General features: G+C 44.6%; 21 protein-coding genes. 16 read left to right on the top strand and 5 right to left on the bottom strand.

Annotated elements, in window-relative coordinates; all coding sequences use genetic code 11:
• The first annotated feature begins 10 nt into the window (after nt 1–10).
• The 5 genes from WKT12_RS05695 to WKT12_RS05715 all read left to right on the top strand — a co-directional run bounded on the left by WKT12_RS05695 (nt 11) and on the right by WKT12_RS05715 (nt 6,452).
• A complete protein-coding gene (locus WKT12_RS05695; protein WP_340319083.1) occupies nt 11–1,351 on the top strand; it encodes an MFS transporter in 1,341 nt (446 codons plus the stop codon).
• Between the two features lie 54 nt (nt 1,352–1,405).
• Nucleotides 1,406–2,560, top strand: coding sequence for a galactokinase (gene galK, locus WKT12_RS05700; RefSeq protein WP_340319084.1), 1,155 nt, complete (start codon nt 1,406–1,408; stop codon nt 2,558–2,560).
• A 211-nt stretch (nt 2,561–2,771) separates the two neighbouring features.
• Nucleotides 2,772–4,787 carry a transketolase family protein gene (locus tag WKT12_RS05705; protein WP_340319118.1) on the top strand — a complete coding sequence of 672 codons (2,016 nt, stop codon included), beginning with the start codon at nt 2,772–2,774 and terminating at the stop codon, nt 4,785–4,787.
• The gene (gene rpiB / locus WKT12_RS05710; protein WP_021971535.1) at nt 4,784–5,218 is read left to right on the top strand and encodes a ribose 5-phosphate isomerase B; all 435 of its coding nucleotides are present in this window, start codon (nt 4,784–4,786) and stop codon (nt 5,216–5,218) included. Before WKT12_RS05705 ends, rpiB begins: the two co-directional genes overlap by 4 nt.
• A 178-nt stretch (nt 5,219–5,396) precedes the next feature.
• Nucleotides 5,397–6,452, top strand: a complete 1,056-nt coding sequence (locus WKT12_RS05715) for a DUF4468 domain-containing protein (RefSeq protein ID WP_340319085.1) — start codon at nt 5,397–5,399, stop codon at nt 6,450–6,452.
• Nucleotides 6,453–6,561: 109 nt separating this feature from the next.
• On the opposite strand, the gene WKT12_RS05720 is transcribed toward WKT12_RS05715, so the two are convergent.
• The 3 genes from WKT12_RS05720 to WKT12_RS05730 all read right to left on the bottom strand — a co-directional run bounded on the left by WKT12_RS05720 (nt 6,562) and on the right by WKT12_RS05730 (nt 13,962).
• The gene (locus WKT12_RS05720) at nt 6,562–9,669 is read right to left on the bottom strand and encodes a glycoside hydrolase family 2 TIM barrel-domain containing protein (protein ID WP_340319086.1); all 3,108 of its coding nucleotides are present in this window, start codon (nt 9,667–9,669) and stop codon (nt 6,562–6,564) included.
• A gap of 380 nt (nt 9,670–10,049) precedes the next feature.
• Nucleotides 10,050–12,344, bottom strand: a complete 2,295-nt coding sequence (locus tag WKT12_RS05725) for a bifunctional dihydroorotate dehydrogenase B NAD binding subunit/NADPH-dependent glutamate synthase (RefSeq protein WP_021971532.1) — start codon at nt 12,342–12,344, stop codon at nt 10,050–10,052.
• Between the two features lie 505 nt (nt 12,345–12,849).
• A complete protein-coding gene (locus tag WKT12_RS05730) occupies nt 12,850–13,962 on the bottom strand; it encodes a hypothetical protein (RefSeq protein ID WP_340319087.1) in 1,113 nt (370 codons plus the stop codon).
• Nucleotides 13,963–14,381: 419 nt separating this feature from the next.
• Between WKT12_RS05730 and WKT12_RS05735 the strand changes: the two genes are divergently transcribed.
• From WKT12_RS05735 to WKT12_RS05780, 10 genes are all read left to right on the top strand, one after another.
• On the top strand, nt 14,382–14,660 hold the full coding sequence (locus WKT12_RS05735) for a tetratricopeptide repeat protein (RefSeq protein ID WP_340319088.1): 279 nt from the start codon (nt 14,382–14,384) through the stop codon (nt 14,658–14,660).
• A gap of 12 nt (nt 14,661–14,672) precedes the next feature.
• Nucleotides 14,673–14,903 carry a 4Fe-4S binding protein gene (locus WKT12_RS05740; protein ID WP_021971528.1) on the top strand — a complete coding sequence of 77 codons (231 nt, stop codon included), beginning with the start codon at nt 14,673–14,675 and terminating at the stop codon, nt 14,901–14,903.
• Between the two features lie 34 nt (nt 14,904–14,937).
• A complete protein-coding gene (locus WKT12_RS05745) occupies nt 14,938–16,020 on the top strand; it encodes a 3-methyl-2-oxobutanoate dehydrogenase subunit VorB (RefSeq protein ID WP_340319089.1) in 1,083 nt (360 codons plus the stop codon).
• A gap of 7 nt (nt 16,021–16,027) precedes the next feature.
• Nucleotides 16,028–16,204, top strand: a complete 177-nt coding sequence (locus WKT12_RS05750) for a hypothetical protein (RefSeq protein WP_021971526.1) — start codon at nt 16,028–16,030, stop codon at nt 16,202–16,204.
• Nucleotides 16,205–16,225: 21 nt separating this feature from the next.
• On the top strand, nt 16,226–17,002 hold the full coding sequence (locus WKT12_RS05755; protein ID WP_340319090.1) for a thiamine pyrophosphate-dependent enzyme: 777 nt from the start codon (nt 16,226–16,228) through the stop codon (nt 17,000–17,002).
• Nucleotides 17,003–17,024: 22 nt separating this feature from the next.
• Nucleotides 17,025–17,570: a 2-oxoacid:acceptor oxidoreductase family protein gene (locus WKT12_RS05760; RefSeq protein WP_021971524.1), complete on the top strand. Its 546-nt coding sequence runs from the start codon at nt 17,025–17,027 to the stop codon at nt 17,568–17,570.
• A gap of 157 nt (nt 17,571–17,727) precedes the next feature.
• On the top strand, nt 17,728–19,839 hold the full coding sequence (locus tag WKT12_RS05765; RefSeq protein WP_340319091.1) for a putative porin: 2,112 nt from the start codon (nt 17,728–17,730) through the stop codon (nt 19,837–19,839).
• Between the two features lie 12 nt (nt 19,840–19,851).
• Nucleotides 19,852–20,670 carry a transporter substrate-binding domain-containing protein gene (locus tag WKT12_RS05770; protein WP_021971522.1) on the top strand — a complete coding sequence of 273 codons (819 nt, stop codon included), beginning with the start codon at nt 19,852–19,854 and terminating at the stop codon, nt 20,668–20,670.
• A gap of 11 nt (nt 20,671–20,681) precedes the next feature.
• The gene (locus tag WKT12_RS05775; protein WP_021971521.1) at nt 20,682–21,671 is read left to right on the top strand and encodes a Gfo/Idh/MocA family protein; all 990 of its coding nucleotides are present in this window, start codon (nt 20,682–20,684) and stop codon (nt 21,669–21,671) included.
• Between the two features lie 36 nt (nt 21,672–21,707).
• Complete coding sequence (locus WKT12_RS05780; RefSeq protein ID WP_340319092.1) at nt 21,708–22,775, top strand: DUF4421 domain-containing protein; 1,068 nt, start codon at nt 21,708–21,710, stop codon at nt 22,773–22,775.
• 74 nt (nt 22,776–22,849) lie between these two features.
• On the opposite strand, the gene WKT12_RS05785 is transcribed toward WKT12_RS05780, so the two are convergent.
• Nucleotides 22,850–24,454: an OmpP1/FadL family transporter gene (locus tag WKT12_RS05785; RefSeq protein WP_340319093.1), complete on the bottom strand. Its 1,605-nt coding sequence runs from the start codon at nt 24,452–24,454 to the stop codon at nt 22,850–22,852.
• A 28-nt stretch (nt 24,455–24,482) separates the two neighbouring features.
• Nucleotides 24,483–25,715 (bottom strand): hypothetical protein, encoded by a 1,233-nt coding sequence (locus tag WKT12_RS05790; RefSeq protein WP_340319094.1) that lies wholly within the window; start codon nt 25,713–25,715, stop codon nt 24,483–24,485.
• A 144-nt stretch (nt 25,716–25,859) separates the two neighbouring features.
• Between WKT12_RS05790 and prmA the strand changes: the two genes are divergently transcribed.
• Nucleotides 25,860–26,702: a 50S ribosomal protein L11 methyltransferase gene (gene prmA / locus WKT12_RS05795; RefSeq protein WP_021971517.1), complete on the top strand. Its 843-nt coding sequence runs from the start codon at nt 25,860–25,862 to the stop codon at nt 26,700–26,702.
• The last annotated feature ends 61 nt before the right edge of the window (nt 26,703–26,763 follow it).

The raw sequence follows: 26,763 nt of genomic DNA on the forward strand, positions 1-26,763 counted from the left end.
CAATTAAACCATGAATCAACAAAAACAGAATGGCAATCTCATCGCAATTATAACGATGTTCTTTCTTTTTGCGATGATCTCTTTCGTAACCAATCTTGCCGCACCTTTCGGAACAATCTGGAAAAATCAATATGCAGGCGCAAACACCCTCGGTATGATGGGAAACATGATGAACTTCCTCGCATACCTCTTCATGGGTATTCCTGCGGGAAACATGCTTGTAAAGATCGGTTATAAGAAAACTGCCCTTATCGCTATGGCAGTAGGTTTCTTAGGCCTGTTTACCCAGTACATTTCCAGCCTTGTAGGTGCCGATGTAGACGTATTTGCAATGGGCGGATATTACATCAAGCTGAACTTCATCATCTACCTGTTGGGAGCATTCATCTGCGGTTTCTCAGTATGTATGCTGAATACCGTTGTAAACCCGATGCTGAACCTGTTAGGTGGAGGCGGTAACAAAGGAAACCAGCTTATCCAGGCAGGTGGTGCCCTGAACTCTCTGTCAGGAACCCTTACTCCCCTCTTCGTCGGAGTATTGATCGGAAGCGTTACTCCCCAGACAGCCATGTCGGATGTAGCCCCGCTGCTCTTCATCGCTATGGGTGTATTCATCTTCACATTCATCATCATTTCGTTTGTTTCCATCCCAGAACCCCACTTGCGTAAAGGTAAAGTAGAGAAAGAAAAATTCTCTCACAGCCCTTGGAGCTTCCGTCACACCGTACTTGGCGTAATCGGTATCTTCATCTATGTAGGTATTGAAGTAGGTATTCCGGGAACATTAAACTTCTACCTGGCCGACTCCAGCGAAAAAGGTGCAGGCTTGCTGACCGACGGTGCTGCTATCGGTGGAGCCATCGCCGCTATCTACTGGTTGCTCATGCTGGTAGGCCGTCTGGCAAGTAGCGTCATCAGTGGTAAAGTATCCAGCCGCGTACAGCTCATCATTGCTTCAACCCTTGCAATCTGCTTCATCCTTATCGCCATCTTCACTCCGAAAGCAGTAACCGTTTCCATGCCGGGCTACAGCGCCGACAACGGTTTCCAAATGGCTTCCGTACCTCTGAGTGCACTGTTCCTCGTACTTTGCGGACTCTGTACTTCGGTGATGTGGGGAGGAATTTTCAACCTGGCAGTAGAAGGTCTTGGCAAATACACCGCACAGGCATCTGGTATCTTCATGATGATGGTAGTAGGTGGTGGAATCCTGCCGCTGGTACAGCAGTTCATCTCCGACTCAGCCGGTTACATGAACAGCTACTGGCTCATCATTGCCATGCTGGCATACCTGCTGTTCTACGGACTGATTGGTTGCAAGAACGTAAACAAAGACATCCCTGTAGACTGATTGACTGAACAGACAACAAGAAAAACAATATTAACCTTTTAAGCTTTTACCATTATGGATATAGAATATGTAAGAAGCCGTTTCATTAAGCATTTCGATGGTACAACCGGAAGCATTTATACTTCTCCGGGCCGTATCAACCTTATAGGCGAACACACCGATTATAATGGAGGATTTGTATTCCCCGGCGCAGTAGACAAAGGCATCATGGCAGAAATCAAGCCGAACGGAAAAGACAAAGTATGTGCTTATTCCATCGACCTGAAAGATTATGTAGAATTCGGTCTGAACGAAGAAGATGCCCCCAAGGCAAGCTGGGCACGCTACATATTCGGCGTATGCCGTGAAATGATCAAGCGAGGTGTCGACGTGAAAGGCTTCAACACAGCTTTTGCAGGCGATGTTCCTTTGGGAGCAGGCATGTCTTCATCGGCAGCCCTTGAGTCGACTTACGCATTTGCCCTGAACGATCTGTTCGGCGACAACAAGATCGACAAGTTCGAACTCGCCAAAGTAGGTCAGGCCACCGAACACAATTACTGCGGAGTAAACTGCGGAATCATGGATCAGTTTGCATCTGTATTCGGCAAGGAAGGCAGCCTGATGCGACTCGATTGCCGTTCACTGGAATATCAGTACTTCCCCTTCCGTCCGGAAGGCTACCGTCTGGTACTGGTAGACTCAGTCGTTAAGCACGAACTGGCATCCTCTGCATACAACAAGCGCCGCCAAAGCTGCGAAAACGTAGTGGCAGCACTCAAGAAAAAATATCCTGAAGTAGAATATCTGCGCGACTGTACGCTCGATATGCTCAACGAGGTAAAAGCAGAAGTAACCGAAGAAGACTACAAGCGTGCCGAATACGTTATCGAAGAAATCCAGCGAGTACTCGACGTATGCGATGCTCTTGAACGCAACGACTACGAAACCGTAGGACAGAAGATGTACGAAACCCATCACGGCATGAGCAAGTTGTACGAAGTAAGCTGCGAAGAACTCGACTTCCTGAACGACATTGCTTTCGACTGCGGCGTAACCGGTTCACGAGTTATGGGAGGCGGCTTCGGTGGCTGCACCATCAATCTGGTAAAGAATGAGCTCTACGAAACATTCATTATCACAGCCAAGGAACGCTTCAAAGAAAAATTCGGACGCAGCCCGAAAGTATACGATGTAGTGATCAGCGACGGCTCACACAAAGTCTGCTAATTATTGTTCTAAATACATCAAACATTTCATGAAAGTCTGACAGGCTTTCTGAACAGAAGGACTCTTCAAGAAAAAGACTTGAAGAGTCTTTTTTATATCAAGCAAATAAAGTAAAAGCAAACATACATAACCTGAGTTGACAAGCTTTTAAATAAAATTCGTTACATATTGAAGAATATTACTATCTTTGCATAAACAAACATATCCAATGATGAAAAACAATAAAGAATTAATGAACCGCGCAGCCGACAATATCCGTATTCTGGCTGCTGCCATGGTGGAAAAAGCTAAATCCGGTCATCCGGGTGGCGCTATGGGTGGTGCAGACTTTGTAAATGTACTGTTTTCTGAATTTCTTGTTTATGATCCTGAGAATCCACGCTGGGAAGGACGTGACCGTTTCTTCCTCGACCCGGGACACATGTCGCCGATGTTGTATTCGGTTCTGGCACTGAGCGGCAAATTTACGATGGACGAACTGGCTCAGTTCCGTCAATGGGGAAGCCCTACTCCGGGACATCCGGAAGTGGACATCATGCGTGGTATAGAAAATACTTCCGGCCCACTGGGACAGGGACATACGTTTGCCGTTGGTGCTGCCATCGCGGCTAAGTTCCTGAAGGCTCGTTTGGGTGACGTAATGAACCAGACCATTTATGCTTACATCTCCGACGGTGGTGTGCAGGAAGAGATTTCTCAAGGTGCCGGACGTCTTGCCGGACATCTGGGACTGGACAACCTGATTATGTTCTACGACTCGAACGATATCCAGCTTTCTACTGAATGTGAAGCGGTAACCGACGAGGATGTAGCTAAAAAATATGAAGCGTGGGGATGGAAGGTTATTACCATCAACGGTAATGATGCTGACCAAATACGTGAAGCACTGACTGAAGCGAAAGCAGTAACAGGACAGCCTACACTGATTATCGGTAAGACAATCATGGGTAAGGGTGCGCTGAAAGCGGACAATACAAGCTATGAACGTAACTGTGCTACTCACGGTGCTCCGCTGGGCGGCGAGGCTTATATCAATACAATCAAGCATCTGGGTGGTGACGTGGAAAATCCGTTCCAGGTATTCCCAGAAGTGGCTGAGCTGTATGCTAAACGCCGTGAAGAGTTGAAGGCTATCGTGGCTGAACGTTATGCTGCGAAGGCTGAATGGGCTAAGGCTCATCCGGATCTGGCTGCCAAGATGGAATTCTGGTTCTCTAACCAGACTCCGAAAATTAACTGGGAGGCTATCGAACAGAAAGCGGGTGGAGCAACACGTGCTGCATCGGCTACTGTACTGGGTGTGCTGGCTACACATGTGGAAAACATGATTGTGTCTTCTGCCGACCTCTCTAATTCGGACAAGACTGACGGATTCCTGAAAAAGACTCATGCCTTTACAAAAGGTGACTTCAGCGGTGCGTTCCTGCAGGCGGGTGTGTCTGAGCTGACAATGGCTTGCTGCTGTATCGGTATGGCGCTGCACGGTGGTGTTATCGCTGCATGTGGTACTTTCTTTGTATTCTCCGATTATATGAAACCGGCTGTACGTATGGCTGCACTGATGGAAATGCCTGTGAAGTTTATCTGGACTCACGATGCGTTCCGTGTGGGTGAAGATGGTCCTACGCATGAACCGGTAGAACAGGAGGCTCAAATCCGACTGATGGAAAAACTGAAGAATCATAAAGGACATAACTCGATGCTGGTACTGCGCCCGGCTGATGTAGAGGAAACAACTCAGGCTTGGAAGCTGGCAATGGAGAATACATCTACTCCTACTGCCTTGATTTTCTCTCGACAGAATATCGCGAACCTGCCGGAAGGTACTGACTATACGCAGGCTGCAAAGGGTGCTTATATCGTAGCTGGTTCGGATGAAAATCCGGATGTGATTATGGTGGCTTCGGGTTCTGAAGTTTCTACTTTGGTAGCGGGTGCCGAACTGTTGCGTAAGGATGGTGTGAAACTGCGTATTGTTTCTGTTCCGTCGGAAGGTTTGTTCCGCAGCCAGAGCAAGGAGTATCAGGAAAGCATTATCCCGACGGGTGCCAAGGTATTCGGACTGACTGCTGGTCTGCCTGTCAACCTGCAAGGGCTGGTTGGCGCCAATGGTAAGATCTGGGGTCTGGAATCGTTCGGTTTCTCTGCTCCTTACAAGGTGCTGGACGAAAAACTGGGATTCACTGCAGAAAATGTATATAACCAAGTAAAAGCAATGTTAGAATGAAAGTAATAGGACTGGCTTCCGATCATGCCGGATTTGAGCTGAAAGAGTATGTAAAACAGTGGCTGAAGGCAAAAGGATGGGAGTATAAAGATTTTGGAACGTATAGTACTGAGAGTTGTGACTATCCGGATTTTGCTCATCCGCTGGCTCTGGCTGTAGAGGCTGGTGAATGTTACCCGGGAATAGCTATCTGCGGAAGCGGAGAGGGTATCAGCATGACACTGAACAAACATCAGGGTATCCGGGCTGCTCTCTGCTGGATGCCGGAAATAGCGCATCTGGCACGACAGCATAATGATGCGAATGTGCTGGTTATGCCGGGACGTTTCATCGATACGGAAATGGCGGATAAAATCATGACGGAATTCTTCGCTACGGGCTTCGAAGGTGGACGCCATCAGGCAAGAATTGACAAGATTCCAGTCAAATAATCTTTCTTCTGACAGATAATATAATGATATTCACTACAGGGCTGCAAGGGCTTGTAGTGAATATTTTTATTTTCGGACATTTCCTTTTTTTAGCAAGCTTCTCTTTACTTCCTATATTTTTATCTGTATATTTGCTTACTATAAAAAACAAAAAAGAAAATCAAATAGAAAAATTACCATGAAAAAACTGTTATTTATCCTACTAATGTGTCTGCCAATAGCTGGTATGGCAAAAGACAAGAAAGATAATACCGACCCAAAATATCTGGCCGGTGCTGTAACGACAATCGACGGAAAGGTGGCTTTTACCAATGAAATAAATGCACCGGGACTGTCGAAAACGGATATATTCAATCAAATGTTAGAATGGGCTAAAGGACGTTTCAAACCCGACGGCAAGCTGTATAGTCAAGTGTCATATTCAAACAAAGAGGATGGAACAATTGCTGCAACAGCTGAAGAATATATGATATTCTCTTCCTCTGCTCTATCACTCGACCGTACACGTATCTATTATCAGTTGCTCATTAATACGGAAGACGGTAAATGTAAAATGCTGATGACACGTATCCGTTACTGGTACGACGAAGCAAGAGACGGTGGACAGAAATATACTGCCGAGGAGTGGATAAACGATGATATGGCACTGAATAAAAAGAAAACAAAACTGGCTCCTATCTGTGGCAAGTTCAGAAGGGAGACTATCGATCTGAAAGATGAATTGTTTCAATCAGCATCAGCTGCCTTAGGTCAGAAGCTCTTAAATAATACACCAACTACTGCACAAAGTGTTCCCATGCAGACGTTGCAGCCTGCTACTCCGGTTATCAATGCTTCGGCAGAACTGAAAGAGGTCGGTCTGGAACAATTGCCTGCCAACCTGAACGAGATTGCGGCAAAGGGACGTATCACGCTGACGGCAGCAAACGGTGAGGAAATCGATATCAAAGCTGAAAACTGGAGCGGATTCGGCAAGATGTTCAACAAGAATGTTTCTTATCTGCTGATTGACCAGAGCCGTATAGCTGCTACTGCCTTGATGGAACAGAGTGATACATACAAAATCTCATTCTATACAGACAACAACACAAAGGCAAGTGTGGTTGTGGAATGCAAGAAGGCTATGTCGCAAAAGATGACTGCTGATGACTTGAAATCGCTGAACCAGAATGTAGATGCTTCGAAACAATATACTATGTATATCGGTGAGGTAACAAAAACTTGGATGAGATAAAGGAAACGGAATTCCCGTACTGACATAAAAAGAGAGGGGAAATTTGAAAGCTATTCCGCAGAGAATAATTTCAAATTTCCCCTCTTCTATTTTTCTGACTGATCAGGTCTTATCGGGTGTATGAATGGCTTACCGGTGTCATGATGAAGGTAAATTCATAATCGCCGTAAGGTAACATATACTGTGGTTCGGGAACGGCTCCCCAACTATCGATACATCCTAATCCCATCTGCGCCTTGTCGATCAGGACATTGGTCAGGTCTGCCTTTTCTACTTCGTTGGAGTGTTCCTGTTTCTTTTCCCATCCTGAATCGAGCGAGCTGATGGTGTAATGCAAAGCAGATGCTGAGAACGGAGCTTCGGCTACAAACATCAGTCCGCTGCCGGCTTCGTTCAATTGTTTCCACCAGCGGATATCCGACTTGGTACCGTTTTCCTGCGGACGGATATAAGCATAGAACTGCTCGTCTACGGTCTGGTTATAAACGCCGAGGTCGGTAGATGTCTTACGATCAACGTAGTTTTCAATTGGTCCACGACCGTAATAAGAAATCTTCTCGAAGGATGCCGGCATTACCAACTGTAAACCGAAACGGAACATATTGGCTACCTTGGCATTCTTGTCGGCTGTCATCTTCTGAGTAACCTTGACGGCACCTTTGTTATTGATGGTATAGGTAAGCAACAGTTTAGCTGAAACGTTCTTCATGTCGTATTCGGCTGAAACGACTGCCATGCCGTCTTTCATTTCTCCCTTCAATGAAAGCAGTTTGATGTCGGGATTCTTCCATGCTACATATTTCTGCTGAAGACCAGCACCGAAATCGTTATCGGTCGGAGCACGCCAGAAGTTAGGTGTCATGGCTTCTCCTTCTTTTATCATATTCAGCCCGTTCACTTCATACTTATCCATGTAACCATTTTGCTTATTGAACTGGATATTGAAGTCCTCTCCGACTACAACCATACGGTTTACGTTTTCATTCTTGATCTGCGGAGTAACTACTGCTACGTTCTTTTCTGCAACATTGGCAAGATTCATAGCAGGAGCTTCGTAAGCATTCAGTGTAAGCTGGGCTTTAGCCACTACATGACCGGCAGGAAGCAGGCCTTCGCGATTTTTCTGAATGTATTTTACGTTAAGCAACCATTCGCCGCACTTGCAAGTCTTGCCCCAGTCGAGTTTTATACTGGCTGTCTGGCGTGGAGCGACCGACAGATTCTCAACACGTCCGCTACGGACTGCCTTTCCGTCTTTCAGAAGTTCCCATTCGAGTGCATAAGCAGATAAATCGCGGAAGAAGTTTTCATTATAGACATTGATTTCTCCTTTCGACAAATCGCCTGCCGTGGTCCAGATGTTCTGATAGAAATAGCCAACCTCGTACATGTGTGGATTGGGCTTGCGGTCGGGACTGATCAGTCCATTGTCGCAGAAGTTGTTGTCGCTGGCATCGAAACGGTTGAAATCGCCTCCGTATGCATAAATCATCTTACCGTTCTTTCCGGTCCAGCGGCATGACTGGTCAACGAAATCCCAAATGAAACCTCCCTGGAACTTCGGATACTTACGTATCAAATCCCAGTATTCCTTGAAACCGCCTTCCGAGTTTCCCATGGCATGAGCATACTCACACTGGATAAGAGGCTTGGTGCTGTTTTCATTCTTTACATAATCCTCACAGTCTTTATAACGGTAATACATCGGACAGTAGATATCGGTCTTGCCTTCCAGACCGGCTCTTTCGTATTGTACAGCTCGGCTCGGGTCTTCGGCTTTTACCCATTCGTAAGCGGCATCAAAGTTCGGTCCGTAACCGGCCTCATTACCCAATGACCAGAAAATAATGCTGGGATGATTGAATCCGCGTTGTACATTGCGTTCGTTACGCTCCAAATGAGTCTTTTTGAATAAAGGAACTTTGGCCAATGTCTTTTCTTCATAACCCATACCGTGTGATTCCAAATTGGCTTCAGCTACTACGTAGATACCGTATTTATCGCACAAGTCATACCAGAAGTTATCGTCCGGATAGTGGCAGGTACGCACGGCGTTGATGTTGAACTGCTTCATAATCTGGATATCCTGAATCATCCGTTCGCGCGATACATAAGATCCGCCGTCGGGATCCATTTCGTGGCGGTTGGCTCCTTTTATCAGTACCGGTTCGCCATTTACCAGTATCTGTGCATTCTTCAGTTCGATCTTACGGAAACCTACTTTGACCGGAACAACTTCACTGACTTTGTTTCCATCTTTCAGTGTAGCACGCAAAGTATATAAATAAGGAGTTTCTGCCGACCATTTGTGAGGTGCATCGAGGTTGATGGTTGTGGAAACCTTGCCACTTCCTGCTACGTTCTGGGTTGCTACTACCTGATTGCGGGCATCCAGAAGGTCAAGAGTGACTGTGGAACTGCCTTTCAGGCTTAACTCTACCGCCAAAGAACCGTTTTTGTACTCGCTGTCCAGGTCTGGTGTGACACGAATGTCATCGATGCGTTTCTTGTTTCGGGCATAAAGATAACAGTCGCGAGCTACACCTGTATAGCGAAAGAAGTCCTGATCCTCAAAGTAACTACCATCGCACCAGCGGAATACTTGAAATGCAATAACATTCTTCTGTCCTAATTTCAGATAAGGTGTCAGGTCGAATTCGGCCTCCAACTTGCTGTCTTCACTGTATCCTACATATTTGCCATTCACCCATAAGTACATGTTCGAACTTACAGCTCCGAAATGTGCGATAATGTCTTTTCCTTTCCAGTCGGCAGGAACAACAATCTCGCGGCGGTAAGAGCCTACGTGATTGTTTTCTACAGGTACATAAGGAGGATTATTTGTAAACTGGTTACGCCATGCATAGCCTACATTCAGGTATATCGGGTCACCATAGCCGTTCAATTCCCAAACTGCCGGGACTTGCAAATCATCCCATCCCTTATCATTAAAATCAACTTTCCAAAAATCGGTGGGACGTGCGTCTGCATTCTTTACCCAGAAGAATTTCCATTTTCCGTTTAAAGTCATGAAGTTGTCGGAGTTTTCCTTGATGGCCTGAGTGGCAGCATCCGTACTTTCGTAAGCAAAGAAATTGGTGTGCATCGGAGCGCGGTTAACTGCATTGACTTCAGGATCTTGCCATTCCTTGAAAGTCTGCGCCTGGGAAGAAAGTGTACAAGCTCCCAAGATGCCGAGCAAAAGAGGTTTTCTCATAATAAATTTAAGTTCTCTTACAATTATAAATATATTCTATACAAAAGTAATCATTTTTTGTATATTCACAAACAACAGGCTGCTGGAAGCAAAATAAAAAGAGATTGCCTCAAAATAGAATTGCAAAAAATAAAAATCTGACAGATTGAATTTAGAAATAAAAAGATCTCCTACTTTTAGTCCTGTAATTGAAGAAAACAAAGACTAAAGTAGGAGATTTTTATGTTGTAACTTATAGATTATAAGTAAGCCTATCTCAGTTTTTCATTTTGAAACAGCCTCTTCGTCTATTCTGATTGTTCCATAGCAAACTGTCCAGCCTTGAAGATTTCACCCTGACAATCGCTTTAGGAAAACAGGTTTACAATCTTAATGCTGCATTATCCGCGTAACTGCTTGTCCATTGCTGCAGCTGCACGACGTCCGTCTCCCATAGCCAGAATTACGGTGGCCCCACCACGGACTATATCTCCACCGGCATAAATAGTCGGTATAGACGATTGCATATCGTCGTTTACAGCAATGGTTCCTTTACGTCCCAGTTCCAGTCCGGGGATAGAATGTGGAACAATCGGGTTCGGAGAAACTCCTACACTGACAATAGCCATATCAATATCGATGGTTTCTACTGCGCCGGGGATAGGCACCGGACTACGACGTCCTGAAGCATCGGGTTCGCCCAGTTCCATCTTCTGCAAGACAACCTGTTTGACACGTCCCTTTTCGTCGGCAATGTATTCTATCGGGTTATGCAAAGTCAGGAATTCCACACCTTCTTCTTTAGCGTGCTTAACTTCTTCCAGACGAGCCGGCATTTCTGCTTCCGAACGACGATAAATAATCATGGCTTTTTCGGCTCCCAGACGACGGGCAGTACGGACAGAGTCCATAGCAGTATTACCTCCACCGATGACGGCTACTCGTTTGCCGAATGTAACCGGCGTATCAGAATCTTCGCTTGCCGCATCCATCAGGTTGACGCGAGTCAGGTATTCATTGGACGACATGATGTTGATAGAGTTCTCACCCGGAATATTCATGAAGTTAGGGAGTCCGGCTCCGGAAGCAACAAATATTCCTTTATAGCCTTCCTGTTCCAGTTCGTCTACGCTGATAGTCTTACCGATGATACAGTCTTTGACAAACTGCACGCCCATCTTCGACAGGTTTTCTATTTCTACATCGACAATCTTGTTCGGCAAACGGAATTCGGGAATACCATATTTCAATACTCCTCCGATTTCATGCAAGGCTTCGAACACGGTTACATCGTAACCCAGTTTCGCCATATCGCCGGCAAACGACAGTCCGGCAGGTCCGGAACCTACAACTGCAACTTTAACGCCGTTCTTTTCGGCTATTTCAGGAACCGAAATCTGTCCGCTTTCACGTTCATAATCGGCAGCAAAGCGTTCCAGATAACCGATAGCTACTGCTTCGTGTCCCATCTTCAGGTGTATACATTTCGACTCACACTGCTTTTCCTGCGGACAAACACGACCACACACGGCAGGCAAAGCACTGGTCTGCTTCAAAACACGAGCTGCCTCAAGGAATTCACCGCGCTCGATGTTCTTGATGAATCCGGGAATATTGATGCCAACCGGACAACCTTCCATACACGACGGATTAGCACAATCCAGACAGCGTTTGGCTTCGGTCAGTGCCTGTTCTTCGTTCAGCCCCAGGTTAACTTCTTCCTTACGGCTATGAGAACGGTACTCCGGATCGAGTTCATTCATCTTAACACGTGGAATGGCTGTACGTTCTTTCGGTTTCATCGCTTTACGCAGGTCTGCACGCCATGTTGCATTACGGTCGTCGGCTGCCTTTACAGCTTCGCATGTATCAGGCTGTACAGGATCCAGTTTGTGTATTTCTTCACGCTCAATATCCTTAAACGCACCCATACGTTTCAGCATTTCATCGAAATCGACCTGATGTCCGTCGAACTCAGGACCGTCAACACAAACGAATTTTGTCTTGCCTCCTACGGTAATACGGCATGCACCGCACATACCGGTACCATCTACCATAATCGTGTTGAGTGAAACGTCGGTAGGAATCTCATATTTTTTAGTAAGCAGGCAAACAAACTTCATCATAATAGCCGGACCGATGGCAAAACATTTGTCAACTTTTTCGCGCTTGATGACTTCCTCAATACCTTCTGTTACCAGACCTTTCTTGCCATACGAACCATCGTCGGTCATAATGATTACTTCATCCGAACTTTCTCTCATTTCTTTCTCTAAAATGATCAGTTCCTTAGAGCGTCCTGCCAATACAGTAATAACACGATTTCCGGCAGCCTTCAAGGCCTGAACGATAGGAAGCATCGGAGCTACTCCTACTCCACCTCCAGCACAAACTACGGTGCCAAAGTTCTCGATGTGGGTTGCCTTACCCAGCGGACCTACTACATCGGTAATATAATCACCTTCATTCAGTTCGCACAAGCGGGTCGATGACAGACCAACCTCTTGTACGACCAACGTAATAGTTCCCTTTACGGGATCGGCTTCAGCAATGGTAAGAGGCATACGTTCGCCTTTTTCGCCTACACGTACAATCACAAAATGACCTGCCTTACGTGACTTAGCAATCAGAGGAGCTTCGATTACCAGCTTAAAAACCTTTTCTGAAAAATGTTCTTTTGAAATAATTTTATTCATTTCCTCGTACTATAAGTTAGTTATTTTTTGCAATTTATTGTCTTTTGCAAAGTTATCACTAAATAAAATAATACCAAAAGAAATTCCTAAATTCACAAATTCTGTCTTGTATTTTTGTCTTATGCCCTTCTTGTTTTGACCCAAACTTACAATAACGATGAATGCATGATATATTACAGACAGACCAAATGGTATTTTTATAGAAATGATACGTAAAGGAACTACCTTATCCTATTTTATTCCATTACCTCATAGGATTGTGAATCTTCCGCATATACAAATCATTTCACTATAGTGAAGCGATCGCCTCACTATGGTGAAGATAGCGATTCATTATAGTCAGGCAATCGCCCCACTGCTGTTAAACATTATATTCTTAGGGAAAACGTAACACGAACTGCTCAATCAAACCATATATAAAAATAAAATCTCCTCCGGACTTTTTTTTAAATCCGAAGGAGATTCCATTTTCAATTATTCTTTTGTATAGTCTGATACAACTACATCAACGTTTTACCTGAATCGCTTTATCAAGCTCAGCCCAATGCTCGTCCGTCATGTTGGCAGGAGTAAACAATGCAACTCCGGCAGCTCCGGCCTCAATCGAACCACGAACAGCTTCACCAATTTCAGAAGGTGTCAGACCGTGACCTTCCGGATCTTTAATATTAGCCTTGTTCTGCCAGTCATGACAAATGAAGAGGCCACTGTAAACAGGCTTTTTACCGTTTACGGAAGTCACTTCTTCTTTGGTTATTTTTCCTACCCAAGAAGCTGGTTCCAAATAAAAGTCATTGTAATTCATCGGGAAAAACGCATCGATATCCCATTTGTTCCATTCCTGACGAACCAGTTTCTTTGCATAAGAATCAGGACCTGGGAATACAGCAGCACTGACTTTTTTACCTTTTGCGTGAACCGCAGCCGCAATCTTATTCACCAGATTGGTAATGCGGTTATAACGGAACTGCTTCCATTCCTCGCAAGTAGAAGGATCTTCCACAGCCTTGATATCTATACCACTTTCAGCCTTGAAATCGGCTACACACTTGTCGCAGTAACAATAATCGGCTGTAGGATACTCTTCATTCATCACCAAACCGTATTTTTCCCAAAGGCCGCGAGCCAGAATTACATCTACATAGCGGATATAATCCAAATGAACAAAATCTACATCCGGTATTTCTGCTATCTTGCTATATTCGGTAACCAGATAATTGATTACATCCGGATTATTCGGACACATACATTTATAATAAGGAACATATGCCTGCACAGAATATGCCGACTCTCCTTTACGGTTTACTGCATACCATGTAGAATCAGCATCTCCTTTCAGCATGGCAGGAATCCATGCATGGTACTCCAGCCCAGTAGCATGAGCTATTTTTGCCGCACGAGCGTGTTTCTCCACATTGAAACCACCCGCATTGTAACATATACCTACCAAACCGTGATCTTTCCATTTCTGGAAATCGGACTGGATAGATGCCTCTGTAGCTTCCTCCCCTTCTCCTTGCCAACCATACACAGGGATAGTTTTCACTGATTCATTTGAGCATGAAGAAAAGCCCAATACGCATGCAACTGTGGCAGCTAACAACAACTTGATTTTCATAAATTCGATTATTTATTAATAAAAAACATTATAATCAGCAAATATATAAAATAATTAGACACTAAACGACTTCATTAAAGTAAATATATATTCCCGAATAATATAGAGATGCCCTTGTTTCTTCAATGCCGCAATATAATTTTTTGCAAAAAAACGAATCTATATCCTGCATAAAGATTAGAATATTGTGCAGCAAAGCACATCAAATCGCCACTGTATTTCCGAAAAACGCTTATATAATTAAACAAACAACTTTTTCAAATGAAACATTTTGAGCATACCAATAAACAATTTACAATCAACAAATTGCACAAAAGAGAAAAAAATTTTTTCATCTATTTGGAGGAAATAATTGCCTAAAATTCCTATTCGATTGAAAATAAACTTTATCTTTGTGGGTATACTATAAATTCATAATCATGACCGAAAAGCTGAAAGATATAAAGAATTTAATCGCCGAGGGCTCTACAGATCACGCAATCGACCAATTGAATCAATTCATCAATCAAAACCCAGAATACGCATCCGAAGCGTATTATTTATTAGGGAATGCTTTCCGGAAAAAAGGTGACTGGCAAGGGGCGCTGAACAATTATCAGGAAGCCATTGCACTAAATCCGGAGAGTCCGGCAGCAGAGGCCCGAAATATGGTGATGGATATTCTCAATTTTTATAATAAAGATATGTTTAATCAATAAGATAATCGACTTATGGCTAAAATGAAAGGTGTAGTTGTAGTGAATACAGAACGCTGCAAAGGGTGCAACCTGTGCGTGGTAGCCTGCCCGTTACACGTACTGTCGCTCACCGCCAAAGTAAATCAAAAAGGATATAATTACGTTCAACAGGTTGTAGAAGATACCTGCAACGGATGCTCTTCGTGTGCAATTGTATGCCCAGACGGCTGCTTGACCGTATATAGAGCAAAATGTGAAGAATAATTTTTAAGTGCTTATAAGCTAAACAATCAAAATTATGGCAGAAGAAGTAGTTCTAATGAAAGGAAACGAAGCCATTGCCCATGCGGCTATCCGCATCGGTGTAGATGGATACTTCGGTTACCCTATCACTCCCCAATCAGAAGTATTGGAAACTCTTGCCGAACAGAAGCCGTGGGAAACTACCGGTATGGTGGTTTTGCAGGCCGAAAGTGAAGTTGCAGCAATTAATATGGTATATGGAGGTGCCGGAAGCGGTAAAATGGTTATGACTTCATCTTCCAGTCCGGGTGTCAGCCTGAAACAGGAAGGTATTTCATACATTGCAGGTGCAGAATTGCCCTGTCTGGTAGTAAACGTTATGCGTGGAGGTCCGGGACTGGGAACCATCCAGCCCAGTCAGGCTGATTATTTCCAGACAACAAAAGGTGGTGGACACGGTGACTATCATCTGATAGCGCTGGCGCCGGCTTCGGTTCAGGAAATGGCCGACTTTGTGAGTCTGGCTTTCGAACTGGCTTTCAAATATCGCAATCCGGCAATGATTCTCGCCGATGGAGTTATCGGTCAGATGATGGAAAAGGTAGTCCTTCCAGCTCCTCGCCCACGACGTACGGAAGAAGAAATCATTGCACAGTGTCCATGGGCTGCAACCGGATGCAAGGGACGTAAGCCCAATATCATCACTTCGCTGGAACTTGATCCTGCTGTAATGGAAAAACGAAATCTTCACCTGCAGGAAAAATATGCAGAAATCGAGGCTAAGGAAGTTCGCTACGAAGAAATAGACTGCGAGGATGCAGAATATCTGATCGTGGCATTCGGATCATGTGCACGTATCGCACAAAAGTCAATGGAGCATGCACGCGAAGAGGGTATCAAAGTCGGATTGTTCCGTCCTATTACCTTATGGCCGTTCCCAAGTAAGCCATTAGCCGAAAGAGCTAAAAATATAAAAGGCATCCTTGTTGTGGAATTGAATAGCGGACAAATGATTGAAGACGTAGAGCTGGCTGTAAAATGCAGTGTCCCCGTCGAACATTTCGGACGCCTGGGAGGTATCGTCCCCGATCCAGACGAAGTTATCGATGCGTTAAAAGAAAAAATCATTAATAAGTAAGAAACTTATGGGCAATATAGATCAGATCAGAACCGTACTCAATGTAATATTTATGATAGGAGCCGTAGCTTCTTTCATTCTGTATTTTTCATTGGGAGATGATAAAACCATTTTCTTTTATGTGTGCGGCGCATCGCTGTTTATAAAGATGATGGAATTTGTGTTCCGTTTCTTTCTACGCTAACCCGACAAGGAGGAGATATTTATGACAAAAGAAGATATAATGAAGCCCGAGAATCTGGTTTACCAGAAGCCTCGTTTATTGAATGATAATCCAATGCACTACTGCCCGGGATGCAGCCATGGAGTAGTTCACAAACTGATAGCTGAAGTTATAGAAGAAATGGGCATGGAAGAGAAAACTATCGGTATCAGCCCGGTAGGATGTGCCGTATTTATGTATAACTACCTCGATGTTGACTGTCTGGAAGCCGCTCACGGACGTGCACCTGCTCTTGCCGGAGCCATCAAACGTTTGTGGCCGGACCGACTGGTATTTACTTATCAGGGAGATGGTGACCTGGCATGTATTGGTACAGCAGAAACAATCCACGCCCTGAACCGTGGAGATAATATAGCTATCATTTTCATCAACAATGCGATATATGGCATGACAGGAGGACAAATGGCTCCTACTACACTGATAGGAATGAAAACAGCCACCTGTCCTTACGGACGAAATCCGGAAATACACGGATATCCTTTGAAGATGACAGAAATAGCAGCAACCTTGCAAGGAACATGCTACGTTACCCGTCAGGCAGTTCATACGGTAGCAGCTATCCGCAAGGCTAAAAAAGCAATCCGCAAGGCTTTCGAAAACAGCATGCAGGGAAAAGGCTCAAACTTGGTGGAAATCGTATCTACATGTAACTCTGGATGGAAAATGACACCCGAAGCAGCCAACAAATGGATGGAAGAAAACATGTTCCCGTTCTACCCGCTGGGCGACTTGAAAGACACAAGCGGAGATAACAAATAAAATCATCAAAAAAAGAACTATCATGAAAGAAGAAATCATTATAGCAGGATTCGGCGGACAAGGTGTATTGTCGATGGGTAAAATCCTGGCTTATTCAGGACTGATGGAAGACAAGGAAGTCACTTGGATGCCTGCCTATGGTCCCGAACAACGAGGAGGTACGGCCAACGTGACCGTCATCATCAGTGACGAACGCATTTCCTCTCCTATTCTAAGCAAATACGATACAGCCATTATCTTGAACCAGCCTTCGCTTGCCAAGTTCGAAAACAAGGTGAAACCCGGCGGCGTACTTATTTACGATGGCTATGGTATCATCAATCCGCCGACACGCAAGGACATTCATGTATATCGCATTGATGCCATGGATGAAGCCAACGAACGGAAAATGGCAAAAACATTCAATATGATCGTACTGGGTGGCTTATTGAAAATCCGCCCGATTGTTTCTATTGAAAGCGTCATCAAGGCACTGCGCAAAACACTGCCCGAACGCCATCATCATCTGATACCGATGAATGAAGAGGCTATTCATATTGGTATGGACATCATCAAAGAAGTAAAATAACAGGAATTATCCATATCATACCAAGACATGAGAGAGGCGTACGGATTTTTTCAGCAAGAAGATATTCCGCACGCCTCTGTATCAATAGATATCTTCTCGTATTTTTGCACTTTGCACACGGTTTCTTTCGTTTTTAAATTGTATCTTTGCCCCCATTATGAGGAAGATATTTTTTATAGTAACAATATTACTGATTTGCGGTACGATTTCCGCTCAAAACACCTATCAGCAAAGTCAGTTTACGGGACAGTTTGGTAGTTCTGCTTCGGGAGTAGACAGCAATCTGTACGACCGTAACGGAAACCCGATTGACACAACCTCTGTGATTGATGCCAGCACTATTCCTATCGGATTGTCTTGCTGGAAAATAGACCGTCAGTTCGGCAACATGACTGAAGTTCCGGTGGATACCTTGCAGCATGATTTCCAGAACACAAATGATACTGGAGGGCCAACCGGTCATTATACTTATTTGGGTAATCTGGGTTCTCCACGTATTTCACATATCTTTTTCGAACGGAAAGACCCCGAACAATTCTTTTTTCTCGACCCTTACGACTTTACCGTCATCGAACCGGAAGACGTGGTATATACCAACACCAAGTCCCCTTTTACAAATCTTACCTATTACAAACAAGGAGGAAGCTCTGACGGAGAAGAGCGTTTCAAGGCTTATTTTGCCGTCAATGCCAACAAAAGATTGGGATTTGGATTCAATATTGACTATGTGTATGGACGCGGAAAATACATGAACCAGTCTACAGCCTTATTCAACGGAGATCTTTTTGCCTACTATCTCGGCGATAAATACAACATGCATTTCAGTTTCATCAACGACAACCTGAAGGTTGCCGAGAACGGAGGTATCGTAGACGACCGGTATGTTACCCGTCCGCTGGATATGGCGGAAGGCGGAAAGGTATATGCCAATGATGAAATTCCTACTAACTTGTCGCAAGTATGGAACCACAACACCGGTTACCACGCTTTTCTGACTCACCGTTATAACGTGGGATTCTACCGTGAGAATCCGGATGCCAAAGATACAGTCAACACAGAAGTTTTTGTACCTGTGACAAGCTTCCTGCACACCCTCAAGGTAGACATTAACCGCCGTCAATACATTTCATACGACGAAACTCAAAACCAGCAATATTTCCAGAACAATTACCTGACGGATGTACAGCGTGACGAAACGGAACAGCTGGCTGTAAAGAACACTTTCGGTATATCGTTGCGTGAAGGATTCAACAAATGGGCGAAGGCGGGACTTACGGCGTTCATGAGTCACGAATACAGACGCTTTACCATGACCGACACTATTGCACGAACTCCGGGTCAGCGCATACCCACCGATTATGTGGAAAACACAATTTCGGTAGGTGGACAGCTTATCAAGGAACAGGGACAGACTCTGCATTATAATGTAATGGGAGAAATCGCCCTTGTGGGAGAAGATGCCGGACAATTTCAGATACAAGGTAAAGGCGACCTGAACTTCCGCCTGTTCAGTGATACGGTACGTCTGGAAGCCAATGCTTATATCAAAAACCTGAACCCAATTTTCTACTACAGACATTTCCATTCCAAACATTACTGGTGGGATAATGACGATTTGTCTAAAATCATGCGTACCCGCCTCGAAGGAAAGCTGAGCGTTGACCGCTGGAAAACCCAGCTTAAAGCCGGAGTAGAAAATATCAAGAACTATACGTACCTGGATAATACCTCTGTTAAATATACAGAAACGTCTTCAGATAAAGAAGTCACGACTTACAAGAACGACGTGGCTGTAAGACAGAACTCTGGCAACATACAGGTCTTCAGTGCGGCTCTGAGACAAGATTTCAAGTTGGGTATCTTCCATCTCGACAATGAGATAACTTATCAGAAATCGAGCAATCAGGATGTTCTTCCATTACCGGAACTGACTCTCTACCACAATTTATATATCAAATTCGGTTTGGCAAAGAAAGTGCTGCAAATAGAAATGGGAGCAGATGTACGTTATTTCACACAGTATTATGCCCCCGATTACGCTCCGGCTATCGGACAATTTTATTTGCAGAACAAAGAAACCCGCTACAAACTGGGCGGTTACCCGCTGTTGAACGGATATATCAACCTCCACCTGAAACGTACACGTATCTTCATAGCCATGTACAACCTGATTCAAGGACAAGGAGAAAAGAGCTATTTCCTGGCTCCTCACTACCCGCTGAATCCTCGCTTGCTGAAATTCGGACTGTCATGGAATTTCTTCGATTAAACCTGTACGCTTATGAAAAAGAAATGGTTACGATATGGTTTTATCGCACTGGCTATTGCAGCAGGCATCATCCTGCTGAATACGCAAAAAGAGCAACAAACAGCTTTTACACCACGTGATTATGATGAAATAGCCAGTTCGGGCATTCTTCGTGCCGTAACCGAATATAATGCGGTAAGTTATCACGTAACCGACGATACCTTGCAAGGATTCGACTACGAGCTGCTGAATATTTTTGCATCGGAGAAAGGACTGAAACTCGAAATAACTCCCGAAATGAGTTTCGAGAAACGCCTGCAAGGCATCATATGCGGTAAATACGATATTCTGGCTACGGGAACTGTAGTAACCACTCAGCTAAAAGATTCGCTATTCTTTACGCGAACCTTGCTGCTGAGCAAGCAAGTGCTGGTACAACGGAAAAAAGAAGATGGAAAGGACAGCCTATACATACACAACCAGCTCGATCTGGCCAACAAACACCTTCACGTTATCAAAGGTTCTCCTGCCCTGCTCCGCATACACAACCTTATCAATGAAATAGCAGATACAATCTATATTGATGAAGTCGACTTATATGGTCCCGAACAATTGCTGGCAATGGTTTCGGGCGGAGATATCGACTATGCAGTATGCGACGAAAATATAGCCAAAGCTTCCATAAAAGAATTTCCTAATCTGGACATTAATACAGACATCAGCTTTACCCAGTTTTATGCATGGGGAGTAAGCAAACACTCTCCCGCCCTGCTGGACAGCCTGAATGTATGGATGGACAGCTTTATACAAACCAAGACATATAAAAATTTATATAATAAATACTTTAACTAATACCGTTAGCTATGATACAATTAGATAATGTACGCTGGGGATTTATCGGTTGCGGTGAAGTGACTGAAAAGAAAAGCGGTCCGGCCTTCAACATGATAGAAGGATCGAAAGTCGTTGCAGTAATGAGCCGCGATGAAGAAAAAGTAAAATCGTATGCACGCCGGCATAATATACCACGATGGTATACCGATGCGCAGGAACTGATAGGCGATGAAGACGTGAACGCCATTTATATTGCTACCCCTCCCTCATCGCATGCGACATTTGCCATTATGGCAATGAAAGCAGGAAAGCCTGTCTACATCGAAAAACCGATGGCTGCCAGCTATGAGGATTGTGCACGCATCAACCGTATATCGCAAGAAACCGGAATACCTTGCTTTGTTGCCTACTACCGTCGGTATCTGCCTTATTTCCAAAAAGTAAGGCAACTGGTAGAAGAAGGAGAAATAGGAAATGTCATTAACGTACAGATACGTTTCGCCCAGCCTCCGCGAGCACTCGACTATAACAGTACCAACTTACCGTGGCGTGTTCAGCCGGATATTGCCGGAGGTGGATATTTTTATGATCTGGCACCTCATCAACTGGATCTCTTGCAGGAAATGTTTGGCTGCATACTCGAAGCCGAAGGATACAAGAGCAACCGTGGAGGACTTTATCAGGCAGAAGATACCATCAGTGCCTGTTTTAAATTCGCGTCCGGTCTGCCGGGTTCCGGCTCATGGTGCTTCGTGGCTCACGAATCTGCCAAGGAAGACCGCATAGAAATCATTGGCGACAAAGGAATGATATGCTTTTCTGTCTTCACTTACGACCCGATAGCCTTGCACACTGAACGTGGACGTGAAGAGATTCTTCCGCAAAATCCACCTTACGTACAGCTTCCCCTGATTCAGGCTGTAGTAGAGCATTTACAGGGAAAAGCAATATGTACGTGCGACGGTGTAAGTGCCACTCCTACCAACTGGGTAATGGACCGCATTTTAAATAAACTCTAAAAAGCCTTCAGTTACTGTTTTTATTCGGACAGCCGCATGAATTTTTCACGATATATCCTGATTCTGTCGCTGTTTTTCGGTCAGACACTATATGCTCAGACCGAAAAACAGCACAAATTCATGCAGCGCCTCGGAGAAATTTTCAGTGAAACAGACTCCAGTTATATCGAACCCAACAAATATAATCTGGCATTTATGATCGAACAAAGCTTTTGGCATGAGCGCTATCAGCTGGGAGCACGTATCGACAACCAACGCCAGAACATTACTTTCGCACCGACTCCTACACCTAAAATCGGAGCTTATTTCGGATGGAGATGGATTTTTTTGGGAATATCTTTCAGCTACCCGGAACTGTTGGGTAAAAGTCATAACGGTAAATCGAAAAAAGAATATGTATTCAACCTGTACAGTTCTCGCATAGGAGTGGACTTATATTACCGAAAAACAGGAAGCGACTTTCATATTACTTCATATTCCGGATTCAACCTGCCCGAAGATTATGAAGGACATAAATTCGAAGGATTCCAAAGCAAGATAGTCGGGCTGAATACTTACTGGATTTTCAACAACAAAAAATTCTCTTACCCTGCCGCCTACAGCCAGTCTACCAACCAGCGGCGCAGCTGCGGCTCATTTATGGCAGGATTTTCTTATTCACATCACAGCATCTCCTTCGACCATACCAAACTGCCTGCCGACATGATTGAACAAATCCGTTCACCGCTCAAGTTCAATAAGCTGGAGTATCGCGACTACAATCTCAGCTTCGGATACGGGTACAACTGGGTATTTGCAAAGAACTGCCTGCTGAATGTATCACTGATGCCTGCCATAGCCTACAAGAAAGCAAAACTGAACGGACAGCCGGCTGAAATGGAAAACAACTGGATGGAATGGATCAATGATATCAACTTCGATCTGGTGACTCGCGCGGGTATCACCTGGAACAACAGCAAATACTACGTAGGCGCTTCACTCGTACTGAATACCTACGATTACCGTAAATCAGACTTCTCAATGACCAATTCATTCGGCAGCCTACGCATCTATGTCGGCTTCAACTTCTGGAAGAAAAAGGAATACAGAGAAGATAAACAATAAAAAAACTTCACCACAGGCAATAAACATTGCCCACGGTGAAGCAGATAAACACACACAATTTAAATCCTATCTTTTTAGAAATGTACTCCTACTGTAAATAACAATTGATGACGCTCATTGTTCACTTTGGTAGGCGCTAACATCAAGTTTCCTGCCTGATCTATCCCACCATCGAAAGCATAGAAATCACCTTTGTAAAAATCGTATTTATAAGCTACGTCCGCATAAATCAGGCGTCCTCTGTAACCCAGTCCGACACTGACTGCCTGACGCGATTTCAGGTTCATATATTCGGCATCGGTACGAGTATTATCGGTAGCCGGAATATTCTTGAATGCGTCACTCGTAATAGGTGTTGAGCGGAAATGATATCCGGCACGCACACTGAAAGCCGATGAAACTTTTGTTTCCATACCAACACGGAACGAATGAACTCCTTTCAAGGTTTCCTTTATAGCAGCCTGACCGTTCAGTTCCCGACCTTCATAATCCTGTAGCTTGGTAGACGAATAACTCTCGAATTCATATTCGGCATCCAAAGCCATGATACCACCCACTACAGTACCGGCACTGACGTTGAAACGCCACGGAGTAATCAGCCTGTAATCCCATGCATATTGTCCACCGCTCAGATAGTCCATCAGATTTTCGGTATAGCTGGATGTAGAATTACCCAATGCTAAATTGCTTGTCAAGACAGAAGTGTAACGGTCGGACATATTATACCATACAGGCGTATGTATAGCCAGACCAAAACGGAACGGAGAATATTCGAACGGACGGATAATGGCACCCACCTTCAAGTCCAGTCCTGTACCCTCAGTCTTATACGTATTGTTCAATGTAAAATTGCCCTGATAGTCACCGTTCGATCTTTGCATATTCTCACCATACGAAGAATAGCGCAGATAATCTACATCGTATACGCCCAATGTCGCACCAAAATAAAAGCGGTCGCGGACATTAAAGGCAATATTGAAATCGTATTCGTTGATAGATCCCGTTTCGCGGCTGTAATATTCTCCGTCGATACCATTCCATCCATAAATACGAGTAATATTTCCCTGATCATTCCAGTCAACATCCACCAGTCCGGTACGTGCACCCATAACACCTAAATAAGGAGTATCGTAAAACGCACTTTCCGTATACGGGTTACCCGCATCCAGCAGAGCATCAAAATTTGTTTTGTTCTGATATCCTGCTCCGTTAATCATATCAGCCATCTGCCACGTCAGTGAGTTGCCGTTCAATCCCCCTTTCGAAGCAAACTGACGGTTAAAATTCACCAGTTTATGATAGTTGAATGCAAAGTTCAAAAATCTCAAATCGGTCTTATTACCAATCTTCGTACTCCATACGAAACCGATTTGATCGAACGAAGCACGATTACGCTTTTCGTCCATCACGCTTCCGCTAAAATCACTGTGCGACTTATTGGTATTAAAGCCAAAACTCAAAGCCACATCGTTACTCCGATAAAGACCAATACCGGCAGGGTTTGTACTGATGGTAGACAAATCAGCTCCCAAAGCACTCATTGCACCCCCCATACCCACAAAACGAGCCGTACCATTTACATCATTTCCTAAAAAGCGGAGCGCATCATATTGATTTTGTGCTGCTGCGGCAGAAGCCAGTGCACCTGCCACAGTCAGAACCATTATTTTCTTTTTCATAATTCAAACAATCTTCTATTTTACATTTTTATCTTCTGCTTGAACCTCCACCTCTGGAGCTGGAACGTGAAGAGCCTCCACCTACAGACGAACCACGGTTAAAGCTGCCGCCACTTCCTCCAGAGAAAGAACTGCTCGAACTACGAGGAGCAGAATAGCTATTGCTGGAACGGGTGTTCGAGTTATAGCTGGAACTGCGTCGGGTACTGCTCGGACGATTGTAGGTAGAGCCCGTACGGTCGACCGTACTGCTGGGACGTACATACGAACCGTTTCCACGAGAAGGCCGAGTGACAGAAGAACCGCTGCCAGGCTGGAAGCTGGAACCTCCACCTGCCGACGGACGTACAGAGCTGGACGTATTGTCGAAACCACTTCCCGGACGTACTACACGACCTATGGTAGAGTTAGAAGACGAACTTCTCCGCGAAGAGGTATTCGTATACCGGCTGGTATTACCGAAAACGGCGTTACTCCGTCTGGAAGAAGAATAACCTGTATATCTCGACGGACGATAGTCTGTGTGTCCTACACGATAATTGCCTGCCCAGTACGGATGATGATGATGCCAGCCCGGTCCCCAGTAACCGCCCCAGTAGCCTCCCCAATAGCCCCCCCAGTAGCCACCGTACCAATAGGGAGAATACCAACTGCTATAATACCATGGAGACGACCATCCCCAGCCAAATCCCCATCTTGGACCTGCAACGCCCCAGTTCCAGCGCCAGTCCCACCACAGCGGATTTGTAGCCGTCGGGAAAATATAAGCATACAAACCATCATCATACACATTCCAGTCCCATGAAGGATATACGCCATACACTACATCCCAGTAAAGCGGACTGCTTACAGGTATGGCATAACGCGGACTGCGGAAACGTACGATACGCATGGCGTATTCATAATCGTCTTGTGAACCTTCAAAACCGTTCACCCATTCCCCACGCTCACTATAAGGCTTTTCTTCTATATACAATGTATCATTCTGCATAGAAAAAGTATTGTCGCGCGAAGTATAGCGTCGGTTGTATTCATCAATATCGCGAGTCTTTCCAGTTACGTCTTTCACCACAACTGTCGACCCGGGAGCTGCATATACCGTCGTATTGTTTGAGGTTTGCTTCGGAACGGACTGTACCTCTGTCTTCTGCTCCGTTTTATTTTCTTTTTTCGGAACGAAGTAAAGGTCGTCATTACTCTGCGCCATAGCCAGCCACGGCAAGCAAGCTATCAGCAACGAAGCACATATTCTACTTTTCATACACATATATCATTTATACGGTTTATTTCACTTACAAAAGTAAGGAGTTAATCGTTATGTACAAGTAGAAATTCCCTATTTCGATATAGGGTTTTCCCTATTTTCACTACCTTTGTGTGTACAAACGAATATCTCCATATATATATGAAATACTTTGAAGTCACTTTTACTGCACAGCCGTGCAATGAAATTGTTACCGATGTCCTGTCGGCACTGGCAGGTGAAATAGGTTTCGAAAGTTTTGTCGAGTGTGAAGGAGGCGTTCAAGCTTATGTACAGCAAAGCTTGTTCGACGAAAATGCCCTGAAAGAAACACTGGAAAACTTCCCTATACCCGATACGAAAATCACTTATACCATTACCGAACCGGAAGACAAAGACTGGAACGAGGAATGGGAAAAGAATTTTTTCCAGCCTATCGTCATCGACAACCGCTGCGTGATACACAGTACATTCCACCACGATTATCCGCGTGCTGAATATGACATTGTCATCAATCCGCAAATGGCTTTCGGAACCGGACATCACGAAACGACAAGTTCTATTCTGGGAGAACTGCTGGATGCCGACCTGAAAGGCAAGTCTGTACTCGACATGGGATGCGGCACATCCATTCTGGCTATTCTGGCAAGCATGAGAGGAGCAGACCCGGTAACGGCTATCGACATAGACGACTGGTGTGTAAACAATTCACGCGATAATATTGCCCTGAACCATATTTCAAACATTACAGTCGAACTGGGAGATGCATCGCTGCTGAAGGGACGCAAGCCGTTCGACATCATCATAGCCAATATCAATCGCAACATCTTGTTGAATGATATGGCTGCCTATGCAGCATGCATGCACAAGGGATCTGAACTTTATATGAGTGGCTTCTATGTAGAAGACATTCCTGCTATCCGCGAAAAGGCAGAAAGTCTGGGAATGACTTTTGTTCATCACCGGGAAAAGAACCGCTGGGTGGCTGTAAAGTTTGTAATGTAACAATATAAAAGACCTCAGTATCTCTTTCCGAAAAGATGCTGAGGTCTTTATTTTTTTTGTA

This window comes from Phocaeicola sp. HCN-6420 (assembly GCF_037890145.1).
Taxonomy (GTDB): Bacteria; Bacteroidota; Bacteroidia; order Bacteroidales; family Bacteroidaceae; genus Phocaeicola.